Origin of the sequence: Erysipelothrix urinaevulpis (genome assembly GCF_009828835.1) — a bacterium.
Lineage (GTDB): Bacteria > Bacillota_I > Bacilli_A > Erysipelotrichales > Erysipelotrichaceae > Erysipelothrix > Erysipelothrix urinaevulpis.
In genome coordinates, this window is sequence record NZ_WTTB01000001.1 from 122,648 (window position 1) to 139,039 (window position 16,392).

Annotated in this window: 14 protein-coding genes and 1 riboswitch; of the genes, 10 read left to right on the top strand and 4 right to left on the bottom strand. The window is 34.8% G+C overall.

Annotated elements, in window-relative coordinates:
* Positions 1-100: 100 nt before the first annotated feature.
* Genes GVV10_RS00645 through GVV10_RS00660 form a run of 4 tightly spaced genes read right to left on the bottom strand, consistent with a single transcriptional unit; the run spans position 101 to position 4,235 of the window.
* Positions 101-2,011, bottom strand: a complete 1,911-nt coding sequence (locus GVV10_RS00645; protein ID WP_159518507.1) for a S9 family peptidase — start codon at positions 2,009-2,011, stop codon at positions 101-103.
* A gap of 30 nt (positions 2,012-2,041) precedes the next feature.
* Positions 2,042-3,253 carry a DUF1576 domain-containing protein gene (locus tag GVV10_RS00650; RefSeq protein WP_159518509.1) on the bottom strand — a complete coding sequence of 404 codons (1,212 nt, stop codon included), beginning with the start codon at positions 3,251-3,253 and terminating at the stop codon, positions 2,042-2,044.
* A gap of 3 nt (positions 3,254-3,256) precedes the next feature.
* Complete coding sequence (locus GVV10_RS00655; RefSeq protein WP_159518511.1) at positions 3,257-3,541, bottom strand: HesB/YadR/YfhF family protein; 285 nt, start codon at positions 3,539-3,541, stop codon at positions 3,257-3,259.
* A 37-nt stretch (positions 3,542-3,578) separates the two neighbouring features.
* On the bottom strand, positions 3,579-4,235 hold the full coding sequence (locus GVV10_RS00660; RefSeq protein WP_159518513.1) for a beta/alpha barrel domain-containing protein: 657 nt from the start codon (positions 4,233-4,235) through the stop codon (positions 3,579-3,581).
* A gap of 150 nt (positions 4,236-4,385) precedes the next feature.
* Here GVV10_RS00660 and GVV10_RS00665 point away from each other — a divergent pair, with 150 nt between their 5' ends.
* The 10 genes from GVV10_RS00665 to GVV10_RS00710 all read left to right on the top strand — a co-directional run bounded on the left by GVV10_RS00665 (position 4,386) and on the right by GVV10_RS00710 (position 16,374).
* A complete protein-coding gene (locus GVV10_RS00665; RefSeq protein WP_159518516.1) occupies positions 4,386-4,793 on the top strand; it encodes a hypothetical protein in 408 nt (135 codons plus the stop codon).
* Positions 4,793-5,824 carry an alanine racemase gene (gene alr, locus GVV10_RS00670; protein ID WP_159518518.1) on the top strand — a complete coding sequence of 344 codons (1,032 nt, stop codon included), beginning with the start codon at positions 4,793-4,795 and terminating at the stop codon, positions 5,822-5,824. The genes GVV10_RS00665 and alr overlap by 1 nt, the downstream gene beginning before the upstream one ends.
* Before the next feature lie 80 nt (positions 5,825-5,904).
* Entirely contained in the window at positions 5,905-6,804 is a 900-nt protein-coding gene (locus GVV10_RS00675) for a patatin-like phospholipase family protein (protein WP_159518520.1), read from the top strand.
* The gene (locus GVV10_RS00680; RefSeq protein WP_159518522.1) at positions 6,804-7,157 is read left to right on the top strand and encodes a helix-turn-helix transcriptional regulator; all 354 of its coding nucleotides are present in this window, start codon (positions 6,804-6,806) and stop codon (positions 7,155-7,157) included. The genes GVV10_RS00675 and GVV10_RS00680 overlap by 1 nt, the downstream gene beginning before the upstream one ends.
* Positions 7,158-7,182: 25 nt before the next feature.
* The gene (locus GVV10_RS00685; protein WP_159518524.1) at positions 7,183-7,659 is read left to right on the top strand and encodes an AraC family transcriptional regulator; all 477 of its coding nucleotides are present in this window, start codon (positions 7,183-7,185) and stop codon (positions 7,657-7,659) included.
* A gap of 200 nt (positions 7,660-7,859) precedes the next feature.
* The gene (locus GVV10_RS00690; protein ID WP_159518526.1) at positions 7,860-9,716 is read left to right on the top strand and encodes a heavy metal translocating P-type ATPase; all 1,857 of its coding nucleotides are present in this window, start codon (positions 7,860-7,862) and stop codon (positions 9,714-9,716) included.
* Positions 9,717-9,811: 95 nt separating this feature from the next.
* Positions 9,812-9,914, top strand: a riboswitch (purine riboswitch).
* A 64-nt stretch (positions 9,915-9,978) separates the two neighbouring features.
* Entirely contained in the window at positions 9,979-11,355 is a 1,377-nt protein-coding gene (locus GVV10_RS00695; RefSeq protein WP_159518528.1) for an NCS2 family permease, read from the top strand.
* Positions 11,356-11,448: 93 nt separating this feature from the next.
* A complete protein-coding gene (locus GVV10_RS00700; protein ID WP_159518530.1) occupies positions 11,449-13,083 on the top strand; it encodes a hypothetical protein in 1,635 nt (544 codons plus the stop codon).
* Between the two features lie 317 nt (positions 13,084-13,400).
* On the top strand, positions 13,401-14,663 hold the full coding sequence (locus tag GVV10_RS00705; RefSeq protein ID WP_159518532.1) for a YeeE/YedE family protein: 1,263 nt from the start codon (positions 13,401-13,403) through the stop codon (positions 14,661-14,663).
* A gap of 13 nt (positions 14,664-14,676) precedes the next feature.
* Entirely contained in the window at positions 14,677-16,374 is a 1,698-nt protein-coding gene (locus GVV10_RS00710; protein WP_159518534.1) for an FAD-dependent oxidoreductase, read from the top strand.
* The last annotated feature ends 18 nt before the right edge of the window (positions 16,375-16,392 follow it).

Consider the following 16,392-nt stretch of genomic DNA (forward strand, 5'->3'; position numbering starts at 1 on the left):
ATTATTAAGTATGCAACCATTGGCTGCATATACATAATATCTAAATCATCATCGATTCGGCTTCGAATTGTATAAATTGGTGAATAGATGTCATGAATGACTATTTTATGTGTTTATTCATCCAATTTTGTATTTCTTCAAGGCGAGTAAGTCTATTTTTTGGACTACCAGTTCGTGATAAATCATGGTTTTCATTTTTGAACCAAATGAAGCGAGTTTCGACACCTTTTTCCTTAACAATCGTATAGAGTTGCATTGCTTGTTCTACTGGGCAACGGTAGTCTTGTTCAGCATGAATGAACAATAAAGGTGTTTCTATGTTTTGGGCGTGCTTTAGCGGTGATTGTTCCCACATCTGTTCATGCTTTTCATAAGGATTAGCATCTGTTTGGTCGCTTGCGAAGTAGTAGCCAATGTCTGAAGTACCATAAAATGAAATCCAGTTAGAGATACTTCGTTGAGTAGCGGCAGCGGCAAAGCGATTTGTATGAGAAACAATCCAATTTGTCATGAATCCTCCATACGATCCTCCTGTAACACCAACACGACTTGGATCGATAGGGTATTTGCTTAGAACAAGGTCTGTAAAGGCCATGAGATCATCATAGTCAATGGTTCCATATTTCCCTCTAATATCAGCAAAATCATTGCCATAGACATCACCACCACGCGGATTTGCAAAGAAGACAAAATAACCATCATTTGCCCAAACTTGCATTTCGTGATAGAAAACATCAGAGTAAATTGTTTTTGGACCTCCATGAATATCTAAAATTGCTGGATAAGTGTTTCCTTCTTCATAATCTTTTGGAAAGAGGATCCAACCATCTAATTTTTGACCATCATTCTCAAACTCAATATACTCAGGTTTCGCAACATAGTAGTTTTCTAGATTTGAATGATTAAAGTTTGAAATGAGTTCAATCTGGTTAGCTTCATTTATAAATGCAAGTTCTTGTAGTCGAGTTGAATCAAGATGAACGGCTAAAATAGTATCTTTATAGAATTCCCAATGATCGATACTTCCTTCAGGCTCAATCACAATCTCAACCGTTTCTCCATCAAAAACATATAAACGGTTTGTTTTATGATACGTCCCTACAAAATAGAATTTATTATGATGGATTCTTCGGCTTGTTCCACCACCCAAACGAACATCACTACCAATAGAATTCCATGCACTGAGTGAAAACTCAGCAACTTGTTTTAGATCCCCATCTTCAAGCAAGTAAAAATCATTGTTTTGATTGATACCATGTTCTTTAAGAGTTGATGCGAAAACATAAAGTTTGTTATTCAAGGGAATAAGATCTGCAATAGAATACTCTTTTTCAGTATAAACATCTTTTCTTTGACCAGTATTTAAATCATAGATATAAACTGAATCATAGAACGTTGTGATTCCAGTGTTTGGAATTGATGTAAAATAAATAATGTTTTCCTTTTTTACAAAGCGATAATTAGAAACAATTTCATCAAATGAGCTGATTTGCTCAAAGTCTCCAGTTTCTAAATCATAGATAAAAATTTGATTTGTTTTTCCTCTTGTGAAAGTTCCACCATTACTGTAAAAAGGAATGGTCTCAATGACTTCGTGTAAATCATAATCATGTTCAGAAAAGTCATCATCAAAAAAATCAGGCTGTAATGAAGCACTTACGATAAATTGAGAGTCACTAATTTTTTTTAAACTTGAAACAGGAAAAGGGATTTCTGTTGTTTTAAGCACTTCTTTTGTATTAATATCGATAATCTCAACCTTGGTTTTGTTATCGTTAACATTGGATCTCAGAATTGATGTGTCGTTGTACCAAATGTGGTAAGGTGATTCTTTCAAATTCATGACGAGACGGTGAGATAAACCATCACTGACGTATAACTGATGATCATATTTATTGTCATCATAGTTTGCTTTTGCTTTAACAAATGTAAAGAGTTGGCCATTTGGACTGGTATTTACATTTGAGAGGTAATTGTAGTTTAGAAAATCTTTATTTATTAATTTCTTCATGTACATAGTCTCCTTTTGTTAAGTATTATATCATAATTTACGATGAGAAAATGACTCAGCAACCGCAGCGAATAAGACTGCAATAATTCCTGCTGCAAATCCTGTGTTATATAAATCGAGTCCACCATGAAATGCACCAGTCTGAGTTGAGATTGTTGCGTTTAAGAAAGAAGCAAGCATTCCAGGTCCAATTCCAAAATGATGGACAATTGGAGCCAGTGATGTTCCGAATAATGCAGCAAAAATCATAGCTGGACTGGTAGGATCCCAAATATTTAGGATTCCTCCAAGATAAATAGAAATTAAGATTGGGATGATAGAATAAGGTGTTTTTCCATAAACACCAAACCCGACAACGACCAATAAGGCTCCAAGAGTAGGGGCGTTTAAAGGTGCTTGAATTAGCTGCAAGTAGGCTAGGACAACCAGTCCATTAAGTGCCATGTTCATGACGCTTGTTTCTACAGAGTAATGGTTTAAATAATCCATTTTCTCGATGTTGTGATCTTGAAGAAGTTCTTTGTATTCTCCCCAAGAACCACCCTTTAACCAAACACCTAATAGAATCACAATAAAAATGAGAGCAAGATGTATTTTGAGTACTGTCTCATGGGACCAAAAATCAACAGATTGAAATTGATATGAAAATAAGATCATGATTGACACATAGACTAAACTAATGAAACCAAGAGAAAATCCTGTGCCATAGAGTGTGAGTCCTTTATGTGCTTTTCTGAGGTAGATTGTGATAGAAGGTGTAATAAATCCAACACTAATGCCAACAACAATTGCAAGGGGTACGGTAATAAAAAACGAATATGGAAGATGGAACATAATTTCACTGACTAAGGGCGAAAGCCCTGTCGCGGCTAGGATATAGGGAATCGTTCTTTGAATATCATCGTGGTGAACATAGTTTGCAATGAGTCCACCAATTACAATCGGAGTTGCATTTAAGATGTTTTTTCCAAAAAAGGAAAACCCAATAATTAAAAACAATGAAGAGACGACAATTCCATTAAATTTAACATCAAGAAAGCATAATAAAAACGTCGAACTTAATAGCATAACTCCGACGTTTAAATAAGTGCTACCTTCTCCAGCAATTTGAAAATAATCAGCGACTAAAACATCCGCAGTAACAACGAGATGTCTGAATGACTCTAATGAGGCTCCTTGAAAGATACCTAAAATGATAAAGAATAGTGCGAGGAGCACTAAGGGTCGACTGTTTTTTTCCATAAATCACCTGTTGATTAACTCATAGTGAGGTTCTTTTATAGATTCGTTAAATGTAATTGCTAGGTCTGAATTGTCAAAAAACCATGCATCATTTTTTTCGACATAAAAATTAATACCTTGAGCTTGAGTCATATGAAAGATTCGGCTTGGTTCTACTTTTTCCATTGCGATTGAGAAGCCGTCATGTGGTCCGTAGACTTTTCCAAAAAATTTAATATGATCTCCTTTTTTGAGATCAAGTTCTGATATAAACCAGTTTGCTGCATCATCTGTGATTGTAAGTTTCATAAAATCCTCCCATTTCCTTAGCAATATCGTAACATATTTATTCGCGGTACCGCGTCATCATGCTTTTGAATAAATCAGCTGTTGTTGGCGGTGTGAACGTAATGGCATTGGCTCCTGCATCAATTGTTTGCTTAACGGATTCATTGGTTGGTCCTCCTGTAGCGATAATTGGAATATCAGGGAATTTTTTTCTAATTTCTAAAACAACTTCTGGGGTGCGTGATGCTGCGGAAACATTAATAATGTCTGCTCCTGCATCAAGGCGACCTTGAATATCTTCACGTTCGTTCAATACTGTGACAATAACTGGTATTTCAAGTCGTTGTTTAATTGAGGTGATCACTTGATTCTTAGTCGGGGCGTTCACGACGACCCCCATCGCGCCTTGTTGTTCAGCATCAACGGCTAATGCAACAACACGAGGACCTCTTGTGGTTCCGCCACCAACGCCTGAGAAAACAGGTATGTCAGCTGCTTGAGTAATCGCGTGACTGATAACTGGTTGAGGTGTAAAGGGATAGATTGCAATTACTGCATCAGCATTGCAATTTCGAATAATAGCAACATCCGTTGTAAATACAAACGAACGAATTGTTCGACCAAACACTTTAATACCGCTAGCTTTTTCAACTGCTTCGGGTACTTTGATAATATTTGAGCGTAAGTTACCATTATATTCTGGTGTAAATGTCATAAAATCATCCTTTTCTACATAGTGATATTATAACAAAAAACTATTACAAAAATGAAACTTAATCAATTTAAGGTTTTTTCACACAAGTTAAGCATGACAATATTTGACTTTATGGTAAAATAGTAAGAAAGAATGAGAAAAGAGGATTCTATGGAAATATTTAATATAAGAGCACTAACTCAAAAACAACGCTATAAATATGCATTTGTGTCGGGTTTACTCGCTGCAATTGTTTTAGGCGTCTTAACAGGGGTTATACGAAAGCAAATTGATTTCTCTCTATTAGTATGGTTAGTAGGTTATGGTGTTGCGATGGCGATTCGCAAACTTGGACGAGGAGTTCAGTTAAAGTTTTCCGTTACAGGTGTTGCATTTACCTTAATAGGTATCTTGATTTCAGATGTAATAGCGATCTTTGGCTTAGCTCAAATTTTTGATCTTCAAGCATACATAACCGTGATTCAATTAGTGTTAAATGATGATATTGGTTCAATTGTTTGGCTTGTTTATCGCTTAATTGCACTTTATATTGCTTATAATTATTCGAGGGTTATTTAATGCTAACAAGAGAAACATGGGCAGAAGTTTCTCTGGAAAATCTCAAATATAATTACGATACAATTCGTGAAGTCATCAATGATAAACACGTTTTACCTGTTGTTAAAGCAGATGCATATGGTCATGGTGACTATGAGGTTGCGAAACTATTTGATGATAATCAAGAGAGCCCATTTATTTGTGTTGCAAGTCTTGATGAAGCACGCGGACTTGCTGCGAAAGGTATCACAAAAGATATTTTAATTTTTAGTTATGTTAATCCCAAACTGATGCTTGAAGAAAATAATTCACAATTTATTTATACAATTCCTTCAATAGAATGGTATAAGCAAACCAAAGGGAAAGGTCGTTTTCACCTAGAGGTTAACACTGGAATGAATCGTATGGGGATAAAGAACCATCAGGAAGTTAAAGAAATTATCGCCATGAATGGTTATGACATTGAAGGGATTTATACCCACTTTGTGGTTCCACAATGGAATGAACAAACACTTCAACAAGGTCATACCTTTAGGACGTTACTTGAGTCCATTGACTATGATTTTCAATATATCCATGCTGGAAATATTGACTATGAGCTTTTTAATCACTTTGAATTTTTTACAGGTGTTCGTGTTGGTCTTAGTTTGTATGGGTACCGGGGTGGTTTAGGGTTGAAACCGGTCTTAAGTATGTACTCGAAAATTATTTATTTGGAAAAGGTGTTTAAAGATGAAACAGTGGGCTATTCCTATGCGTATAATGTTGAACAAGAAGCCATTGTAGGAACAATACCTATAGGTTATGCCGATGGATTTTCTCGGTTAAACGAAAGAATACCAGTTTACATTAATAATAAACCCTATCCAATAGTTGGTGGGATATGCATGGATCAAAGCATGATTTTATGTGATGAATCAATAAGGCTTTATGATACGGTCGAATTGATTGGACCTAATCGTCCCCTCAGTGAAATTGCGGATTCAATGGATATGATGATCTATGAAGTCATTGTACTCATCGGTCCTCGCGTTAAACGAATCTATCTTTAAAAACATGTTTCTTTCTAGGAATGTGTTTTTTTATACCAAGGGGAAAAGCAGTGCTATAATAAGGAGTAGGAGGTCATATTATGAAAAAAATTGGTCTAGCATTATCAGGTGGAGGAATAAAATCCTTCTCTCAATTACCGATCCTCAAAACATTGGACGAAGAAGGCATTCATATAGATGCTGTTTCTGGTACATCAATGGGATCAGTTATCGCGGCATTTTTAGCAATTGGAATGCCCATTGAAGACTTAACGAATGTCTTATTAGAACTTGAATCAGAAGTTAAGGATATGAAAGTATTCTCAAGACCGGTGTTAAAAATGATTAGTATGGCACGCGGTAAAGATAGTAGTGGCTTTGTTGATGGGATCATCTTCGAAGAGATGTTGGGTAAATATTTTGAACAATACAACATTGAAAACATTAATGAAGTGAAAATTCCTCTCGCAATTCCAGCAGTGGATATTATTACGGGAAAAATAATTGTCTTTGTTTCGCATCCAGAACAATTTAAACATTTGGATGACGATTGGGTAGTTGTGAGTGATGTCTCCATTGCGAAAGCGGTCCGAGCATCGTGCTCATTTCCATTTGTGATTGATGCATGTCCGTATGAAAACTACCATTTATCAGATGGAGGTATTCGTATGAATTTACCTCTTCCATTAATTGAGGCCTATGGCGTGGACGAGAGCATCGCTGTCACAATGCACAGTGAAAAAGAGTTTCATGAATTTGATTCGTTGATGGCACTGGGAACACGGATTACTGATTTAGGTCGAATTGAACAAGATAAGCTTTTATTGAAAAAAGCAAGTGTAAGTATTAATGTCCCATTAGATGGTGTATGGGTATTTGATGCTGGGAAAGGACCTTATACAATCGAAGAAGGCAACAAAGCTGTTTTGAAAAAACTTAAAGAAATACAAAATATCCATAAAAAGGAAACTTGGTTTGAAAAAATCAAACGTAAGTTCTGATGGTCAACGCACGCATCGTAAATCAGGCACAAGATTATGTTGAAGACCATTTATCTGAAAAAATACGACTAGAAGATGTTGCGAAACATTTAAATATTTCTCCTTATCATTTTCATAGAAACTTTACAAAATATGCCGATGAAACGTTTAATACATTTATGCTACGAATGAAATTAGAACGTTCAGCATTGTATTTGGTGATGTTTAAAGAAGTATCTATCACCACTATTTCTCTAAATTACGGTTTTAGTGAAAGCAGTGCATATGCTCGAAGTTTTAAAAAACATTATGGAATGAGTCCAAGTGAGTTTAGGAAACAGCAAGATATGTCAAGAACATCCTTAGTTTTATAAGTATCATTAAGAAAAGGAGGATATTATGAAACCAGTGATAAGTATTGAAGAAATTGAATTTAGGATAATTTATTTAAGACACAAAGGAGCCTATAAAGATTTTAGAAAACAAGCATCTAAAATGTTTAAACGATTATATTCGTTTGGTATGAGTCATGAGATAGTTGTTGAAGGAGTGTCGAAGGTCTTAACGATTTATGATGATAATCCATATATTACGGATCAAGATAATCTAAGGACCAGTGTCGCATTTACATGCAGTAACAATAATCCTGTTAATTTGGAGGATGAGATTACTGAGAAAATGATTCATGGGAAATATGCTGTTGTGCATCTTAATTTGAGTCCGAAAGAATATAAAGAGGCATGGGAAAATGTGTATCGTGATTGGATTACTCAAGAAGAGTATACGTTAAGAGATGCTCCTCCCTTTGAAATGTATCTGGAAGAACCATCAAGTAAAGAGCAAAGAAACGTAGATTTTTATATACCAATTCAATAATAGATTTTTATGAATTAACTAAGGAGGATTGTAAACCAAGCGATTCTCTTTTTTTATACCCTAAAATTATATAATTTCATTTTCCGAAATATAATCTTCATGATGCTGAATTATTTTTTGTACTTCTCTTTATTCTTGTCTAAATTATGCTATACTATTGGTAGTGATAATGATTATCAATATTGTATGAGGAGGAAGACATGACTAAACAAGATTTAATGAGTTTTAAAGAAACAATCATGAGTGGTATTTTAATGTTAATGGGGTATTTTTGGAATCAACCCATTTTACTTGTCATGGCAATTATTGTAGGAGGTTACCAGCAAACCAAAGAAGGGTTATTAGATACCTTTGAGAATAAACATTTGAATGTGGAGTTGTTGATGATTTTGTCAGCAATTGGAGCCTCTTTGATTGGTTATTATATGGAGGGAGCTGTTCTAATTTTTATTTTCTCGTTGTCAGGTGCGTTGGAAGAGTTAACATTAGATCGCAGTAAACGAGAAATCCGTTCATTAATGGAATTGCAGCCTACCGAAGCAACTGTGTTGTTAGAAAATGGCGAAAGTAAAGTTGTGGATGTGAACGACCTTAAAATAGGCGATAAGGTAATTGTTGCAGTTGGAGAAACGATCCCGATTGATGGTATGATTTTTCAAGGAACCAGTAGTATTGAAGAAGCTGCAATTACCGGTGAATCATTACCTGTTGAAAAAAATCCAGGAGATACAGTGTTTGGGGGAACGTTAAATGTTAGTGCTCCCCTTACCATTGATGTAAACAGTGAAGTCAGTGAGACCCTCATTCAAAAAATTGTAAAGATGGTAGATGATGCTCAAAATTATCCGTCAAAAACTGCGAGATTTATTGATAACCTCGAAGATCAGTACGCTAGAATTGTATTAATTGTTGTTGCTTTAGTTATTGCAATTCCTGTGTTATTTATGGGGCATAGTTTTCAAGATGCTTTCTATCGAGGTATGATTCTTTTAGTGGTTGCTTCACCATGTGCCCTGATTGCCTCGGTGACACCAGCAACATTATCTGCAATATCAAATGGTGCAAAGCGTGGGATTCTTGTTAAAGGTGGCGTTCATTTCGAAAACATGATGGATGCGAAAGCGGTAGCGTTTGATAAAACAGGGACCTTAACACAAGGGATTCCATCCTTAACAGATTATTATTTCAACCGTGAGGATTTAGTTGAAATTTCAAAAGCAATCATTGGAATTGAGCAATATTCAACACATCCTTTAGCAAGTGCGATTGTTTCAGGCTTATTAGGAACCTTTGAAATCAATGAACGTCCATCAGCTGAAAATATTGAAGAAAAAGCTGGTCATGGTGTTGCAGGATCATATCATGATGTTCGTTATAAAATAGGGAAAATAGAATACATGGATCATGTTGATGATGAAATTGTTGAGAAAGCTCACCAATGGGCCCAAGAAGGGAAAAGTATTGTTTATATTCAACAGTCGGATCAAATGATTGGTGTCCTTGGGTTAATAGATGAAGTCCGCGAAGATTCTAAAGCATTAGTACAATGGTTAAATAAAAATAAAATAGCAACCATCATGATAACAGGAGACAATGAAGAAACAGCGAATAACATTGGTACGAAAATTGGAGCCCAGCGCATCATCTCAAAAGCACTTCCTGATGAAAAAGCAACGATAATACGAGACCTAGAAGAGGAATTCGGTACTGTAATTATGATGGGTGATGGAATTAATGATGCACCTGCTTTAGCGAATGCTTCAATTGGTGTTGCAATGGGAAGTGGAACGGACATTGCAATGGAGGCAGCCGATGTCATTTTGGTTCAAGATGATATTAGTAGTATTCGTTATGCGATTGAATTGTCTAAACGTTTAAGAAAAGTCGTGCTACAGAATATCATATTTTCATTCAGTGTCATTGCGTTATTAGTATTTGCTAACTTTTTTGACAAAATTAATTTACCAATTGGTGTCGTGGGTCATGAGGGAAGTACTATACTGGTTATCTTAAATAGTTTAAGATTATTAAAACCGTTAAAATTTGATAAAGAATAAAAAGCATAATCTATAAAAACTACTTCATTTGTAAGTAGTTTTTATTTAAGTTCTAATGGTTATGTCGCTTGACAAAGATTTCATATACCCTATACTAATACTGTATTTAATAACCAAATATAATACTTTGAATATGGCAAAGTAGTATCTACCGGTCTACCGTAAATAGATCGACTATCGTGGTGGGAACTTAAGATCGTTTTCCCCTCGATCTTTTTTTATTTGGTTGATTGAATCAGATAGCTATAGGAGAGGAGAAAATATGAAAAAATTCTTTAAGCTTGAGGAGTACAATACGACAGTTGGGAAAGAGGTATTAGCGGGGGTCACCACTTTCTTTACGATGGCGTATATTTTATTTGTTAATCCATTGGTGTTATCCGATGCAGGTTTACCATTTAATGGTGTTTATATTGCAACGATTTTTGCTGCGGTTGTTGGAACAATGATTATGGGGGTCTTTGCTAATTTACCGTATGCGCAAGCTCCAGGTATGGGGTTGAATGCATTCTTTGCATATACAGTTGTAATTTTAAATGGGTATACACCTTTTGAAGCACTTGCACTTGTCTTTGTGTGTGGTATCTTAAATATTATTATTACCGTTACAAGTTTTAGAAAGCATTTAATTAAAGCGATTCCAGAAACATTACAACAAGCAATTGGTGCGGGAATCGGACTCTTCATTGCATATATTGGAATGTTAAATGTTAATCTTATTGAATTCGGAGCTGTTCCTACATTAACAAATTTTACGAATCCAAATGTATTGTTAGCGTTGATTGGTTTAGCCATTACAATTGTATTAATGTTGAAGAATGTTAAAGGTGCAATTCTAATTGGTATTATTCTTACCACAATCATTGGGATTCCGATGGGAGTAGTTGATGTTCAAGCATCTTTATCATCAGGACTTAGTTATTCAGCAGTCTTTAAGGACTTTGGGTCAATTTTTGGTAAGGCGTTGGGTTCAGAAGGAATCGTCAGTCTTTTTAAAAATCATTCATTAACAAAAATTATTCCAATTGTTTTAGCTTTTAGTTTAACGGATACATTTGATACAATCGGTACATTCATTGGAACTGGCCGTCGTTCAGGTATCTTTGATGAAGCAGAACAAGAAAGCATGGAAACAGGAAGTGGTTTATCATCACGCTTAGAACGTGGTTTATTTGCAGATGCATTTGCTACAATGGCTGGTGCTGTTTTTGGTACTTCAAACGTTACAACATTTGTGGAAAGTTCAGCAGGAATTGAAGTGGGTGGTCGTACTGGTTTAACAGCAGTTGTTACTTCAGGAATGTTCTTGTTAAGTATTCTTATTGCACCAGTTATCAGTTTAGTGCCTTCGGCAGCTACAGCCCCTGCGTTGATTATTGTCGGTATTTTGATGAGTGCATCATTTGCAGATATTGAATGGGGTAACTTTGAACTTGCAATTCCAGCCTTCTTTACCGTCATCATGACAGTGTTAAGTTATAGTATTTCAAATGGTATTGCTTTTGGATTTGTAGCCTATATCCTTGTGAATGTTGTTCAAGGAAAAGCGAAAGAAGTTCATCCTATTATTTATGGAAGTGCAGCACTGTTTGTTCTAAACTTTGTAATGATAGCAGTAGAAGCTCTAAAAGCGGTATAATTACTTTTAGTTTGATATATTAACCAAACAGAATCATCAAGATTCTGTTTTTTTATATGGAAATTTTGTTAAACTATAATTGATGGAGGAAAAATGATGAATATTTCTGAAATGATAAACAAAAAAGCGTTTGAGTTAATTGAAAATGATAAAGTAGAAATTATAGTTGATGATAAAAATGAAACGCGTGGAATTGTAAAAGATGATCAAGACTACAATGTAACGATTGATTATATAGAATTAGAAGACTATTGCTCTTGTGGGTCTTTGGCAATGTGTGTCCATAAAACAGCGATTATCTTAATGAAAGAATTGGAAGATCCCGAAGAATTTACACAAGAAAATTATGAAGACTTGATGAGTCAAATTATCAAGACTTCAGAAACATTAAATCGTGAAGATTTAATCAACTTCATAGCTTTATTATCATCAGATAATCCAGGTGTATTAGATATTCTTGAGATGTATGCGGAAGAACTCACACAATCTAAATATGACGGAAATTATTCGATTGCTGAAAAGATGTTAAAACTATTTAATGATGAATATGTGGATGAACTTAATGAGAGTCCCTATATACCGGATTCGTTTGTGTATTTAATTCATGATTGGTTCAATGAAATAACAAATTATGCAGATTATAATCAAGAAATCTTTTTTGGTGAGTTTAGACAATTACTTGAGTTTATTGTCTTGCTCCCTACACTGAATGATTTTTTTGATCAAATTGCATTAAATCCAATTAAATCTATGTTATTAGAATTTGTTCAAAAATATAAGGATCAAGACGACCTTGTGGAAAATTATGAGTTTGTGATACTTTATATGGATGCTATTAATCAAACAATTTTGGAAAATCCAAAAGGGAATAAAGTTTCAGAGACTATCCTGCTTGAAGTTGTTGATCAAATTTGTAAACAAAGTGAACATGATGGCTATATGATGTCGTTAATTAATCATTGTATAAACTATAAAGAAAGAAAATTGTTAAAAGAAAAAGAGAAAAACACTGAACTATACTTGGAAAAGATTTTGGAATACTCCAATTTAGTTAATGATGATAATATTCTGGAAGTTATTTATAGGATGTTTCCAAGTAGTCCGACGATTCTCTATCACAGGATACGATTTGATATGATGTCAAATAACGATCAATTAAAAATGATAAAGAAAATTCTACATCACGACCTTGATCCATCGCATAAAAAAGCAATTGTAAACAGACAGATCGCGATACTAATAGAAGAAAAATCATATGAAAAGGTCGTTAATGAGATTAACAAGTCGTCTTCTTACATCTTTGTCAATCCATTTACACTGGCGAGGTTTAAAGAGCAATTACCTGAATTATACTTTTCTAAAGTTGAAGAAGCATTAGTGAATGAAATGGAGTATCAAGAAAAGTTAGAGTATTTGATGAAAAACAATAAATCAAAATTTAAGAAAGAATTGTTAAACAACACAAGTATTAAAATTCTAGATTTATATTGGGATGAGATAACGACACTTGAATCAAATGGTTTATCAAAGATGCTTTTAAATACTTTAGACTTTGAAGTTTCGAAGGGTGGCGGAACAGTAAAGTATAAAGAAGTACTTACATACTTTGATCAAATTAAGTCTTTAAATCTTGAGGATGATATAGAATTTATTTTGTGCAAAAAATGGAAAGATGAGTATGAAAACCGTCCTACACTGATGAAGCTTGTGAATGAACGTATGAAGTAAGAAAATTTAAATGGTTTTTATAAAAGGATAAAGGAAGTGATTCAACAATACCTTCCTTTTTTATTACGATTTCGTATTAATGATAATACCAATCAATTGATTGTTAAATGAGAGAAATGGAATATCGTTCTATATGTGAATGGAATAACTATGTTCACAAACCGAACCTATTTTTAGTCAAATAACAGCCTAATTGACTATAATTGGGGTAAATAGACTCATAAGTTTGTGAAAAAACGATGTAAAAGTGTGAAAATTTGTTAAAGTATCTGTGTGAAGAGGATTACTCTACAGTGTAGAGAGAAGAGGAGGAAGTTATGAAAAAGACTGAAAATTTATTCGGTTTTGTTGTAATTGCTTTAAGTCTTGTTCTGGGGAAAAGATTTTTAGCATCAGAAATGTTGTTTTTTAGATTAGTTATGGGGATGGCGTTTGGGTATACACTGACACGTGCATACACTGGGTTTGCGGGTAGTGTTAACCGTGCTGCCGATACAGGTTCAACAAAGTTAATGAAGACCTTAATGTTTATGTTCTTTATTACAGCAGCTTTATCTGTTGGATTTATGTTATTTAAAGACCCTTCTGAATTAGGTTTATGGGTCAACCCAATTAATGGTGGACTACTTGTAGGTGGTGTGCTCTTTGGTTTTGGGATGGCATTCTCATCATGCTGTGCTTCAGGCGTTCTTACAGACCTTGTTACAGCATTACCACGTGCGTTAGTAACTTTAATATTCTTTAGTATGGGAGTGTTTGTTGGTTTCCCATTACAACAACAAGGATGGGTTGCTAATTCATGGTTTACAAGCCCAATTGGAGAAAAAACAGCGGGTGGAGTATTCTTGCCAGATCTTTTTAAATGGGATGGTTTGGAAGGATACCTTGGTGCTTTAATTCTAACAGCAGTACTTTGCGGATTAGTTGTTGTTTTAAGTAACATGTATGAAGCAAAACGTAAAAAAGATGGTACATATACCGGTCATTTTATTGAAAATATGCAAGATGCACAAACGGATTATAAAGTAGAGAAAGACTACACATTCCCAAGTGAAGGATTGTATGATCGTTTATTTGTTAATGCATGGTCATTAAAGACGGGTGCTGTTGTTATTGCAATTCTATTTACATTATTAATGGGTGTAACTGGAGCAGGATGGGGAGCATCAACTCCTTATGGACACTGGTTTGGAAAAGCGTTAACTTGGTTTGGTTTTTCAGCAGAATCACTTTCTAATTTTAGTAAAGTTCCTGCAGAAGCCTTTACAAATCCATTCTTTGCTCATCCAATTAATGTTCAAAACTTTGGTATTTTAGTTGGAACTGTTATTTACTTATTAACTTCAGGTAAGTTTAAAACAACCTTTATGTCAGAAATGAATTTAAGCTTAAAAGATGCATTGTTATTTGCTATGGGTGGATTAACAATGGGGCTTGGAACTCGTTTGGCGAATGGCTGTAACGTTGGAGCACTTTATACACCAATTGCTAACCTTTCATTATCAGGATGGGTATTCTTGGTTGTTATGGTTATTGGTGGAGTCTTAGGTAATCGTCTTTCAAAGAAATTGAATCAATAGAAAAGAGGAAAATATGTCAAAAAGAATTTTAATTGTTGGTGGCGTGGCTGGTGGAGCATCAGTTGCTGCACGTGTTCGTAGAATTGATGAACAAGCAGACGTTGTTATGTTTGAGCGTGGACCTAATGTATCCTTTTCAAACTGTGGTTTGCCTTATCATTTAAGTGGAATTATCCCTTCAAGTGATGATTTGGTACTGATGGATCCAGTTGTGTTTAAAAATCAATACAATATCGATGCTCGTGTTAACACAGAAGTCGTGTCGATTGATAAAGAAGCAAAAACAGTTACTGTTAAAAACGTATTAACAAATGAAGAGTCTACAGAAGGTTATGATAAATTAGTTTTAGCACCAGGAGCTAACGCAATTTTACCAAAAAGTATCTCAGGTATTGATGGTGAAAATGTATTTATCGTAAAAAATGTTGTGGATATTAAAGCATTAACAGCTTATGTTGAAGCAAATAATGCTCAACATGTTACAGTTGTTGGTGGTGGTTTTATTGGAGTTGAAGTTGCTGAAAACTTTAAGTTAGCAGGTAAAGATGTTACTTTGGTTGAAGCAATGGATCAAATTATGAATCCATTCGACTTGGACATGGTTCAAATCTTACATAAAGAAATGATTGATCATGGGATTGAGTTAGTATTAAGTGATGCCGTGAGTTCAATTGCGAAAGATTCCGTAACCTTAGCTTCAGGTCGTACCATTGAAACAGGAGCAGTTGTTATGGCAATTGGGGTTCATCCTGAAGTAACATTAGCAAAACAAGCTAATTTAGATTTAGGTGAAACAGGTGGTATTAAAGTAAATCACCATTACCAAACAAGTGATAAAGATATTTATGCAGTGGGTGATGCAATTGAAGTTTTCCATTCAATTACACGTTCAGTAACACGCCTTCCACTTGCAGGTCCTGCTCAACGCCAAGCACGTGCAGCAGCAGATCATATGTATGGTATTCCACATAATAACAAAGGAGTTATTGGTTCTTCAGTTGTGCAAGTATTTGACCAAACAGCTGCAGCAACTGGTTTAAACGAAAAAGCAGCACAACGTGCAGGAATTCCTTATGACATTGTTTATATTATTCCAGGTGACAAAGTTGGTTTAATGCCAGATAGTAATCCATTGCACTTCAAACTTGTTTATGAATACCCAACGGGAAGAATTCTTGGTGCTCAAGCAATTGGTAAAGGTAATGCAGATAAACGTATTGATGTCATTGCAACCATGATTACAATGGGTGGAACATTGGAAGATCTTAAAGAATTAGAACTATGTTATGCTCCACCATTTGGAACAGCTAAAGATGTTGTTAACCATGCAGCTTTAGTTGGACTAAACTTACTTTATGGTCGCTTTGAACAAGTTCGTGTTGATGAAGTTCGTGGACTTGTTGAATCGGGAGCCTTTATTATTGATGTTCGTGAAGAAGATGAATATGCATTAGGTCATTTAATTAATGCTGTCAATATTCCACTAAGTCAAATTAGAGATCGAATTGATGAAATTCCAACAGATAAACCAGTGTATGTTCACTGTCGTTCAAGTCAACGAAGCTACAATGCTTTATTGGCATTAAAAGGAAATGGTATTGAGAACGTCTTTAATATCTCAGGATCATACTTAGGAATTTGCTGTCATGAATATTTCAATGACCAAATGACTGGTCGAGAAAAAATCGTTACAGAATACAATTTTAACTAATAAGAATAACTATTCAAA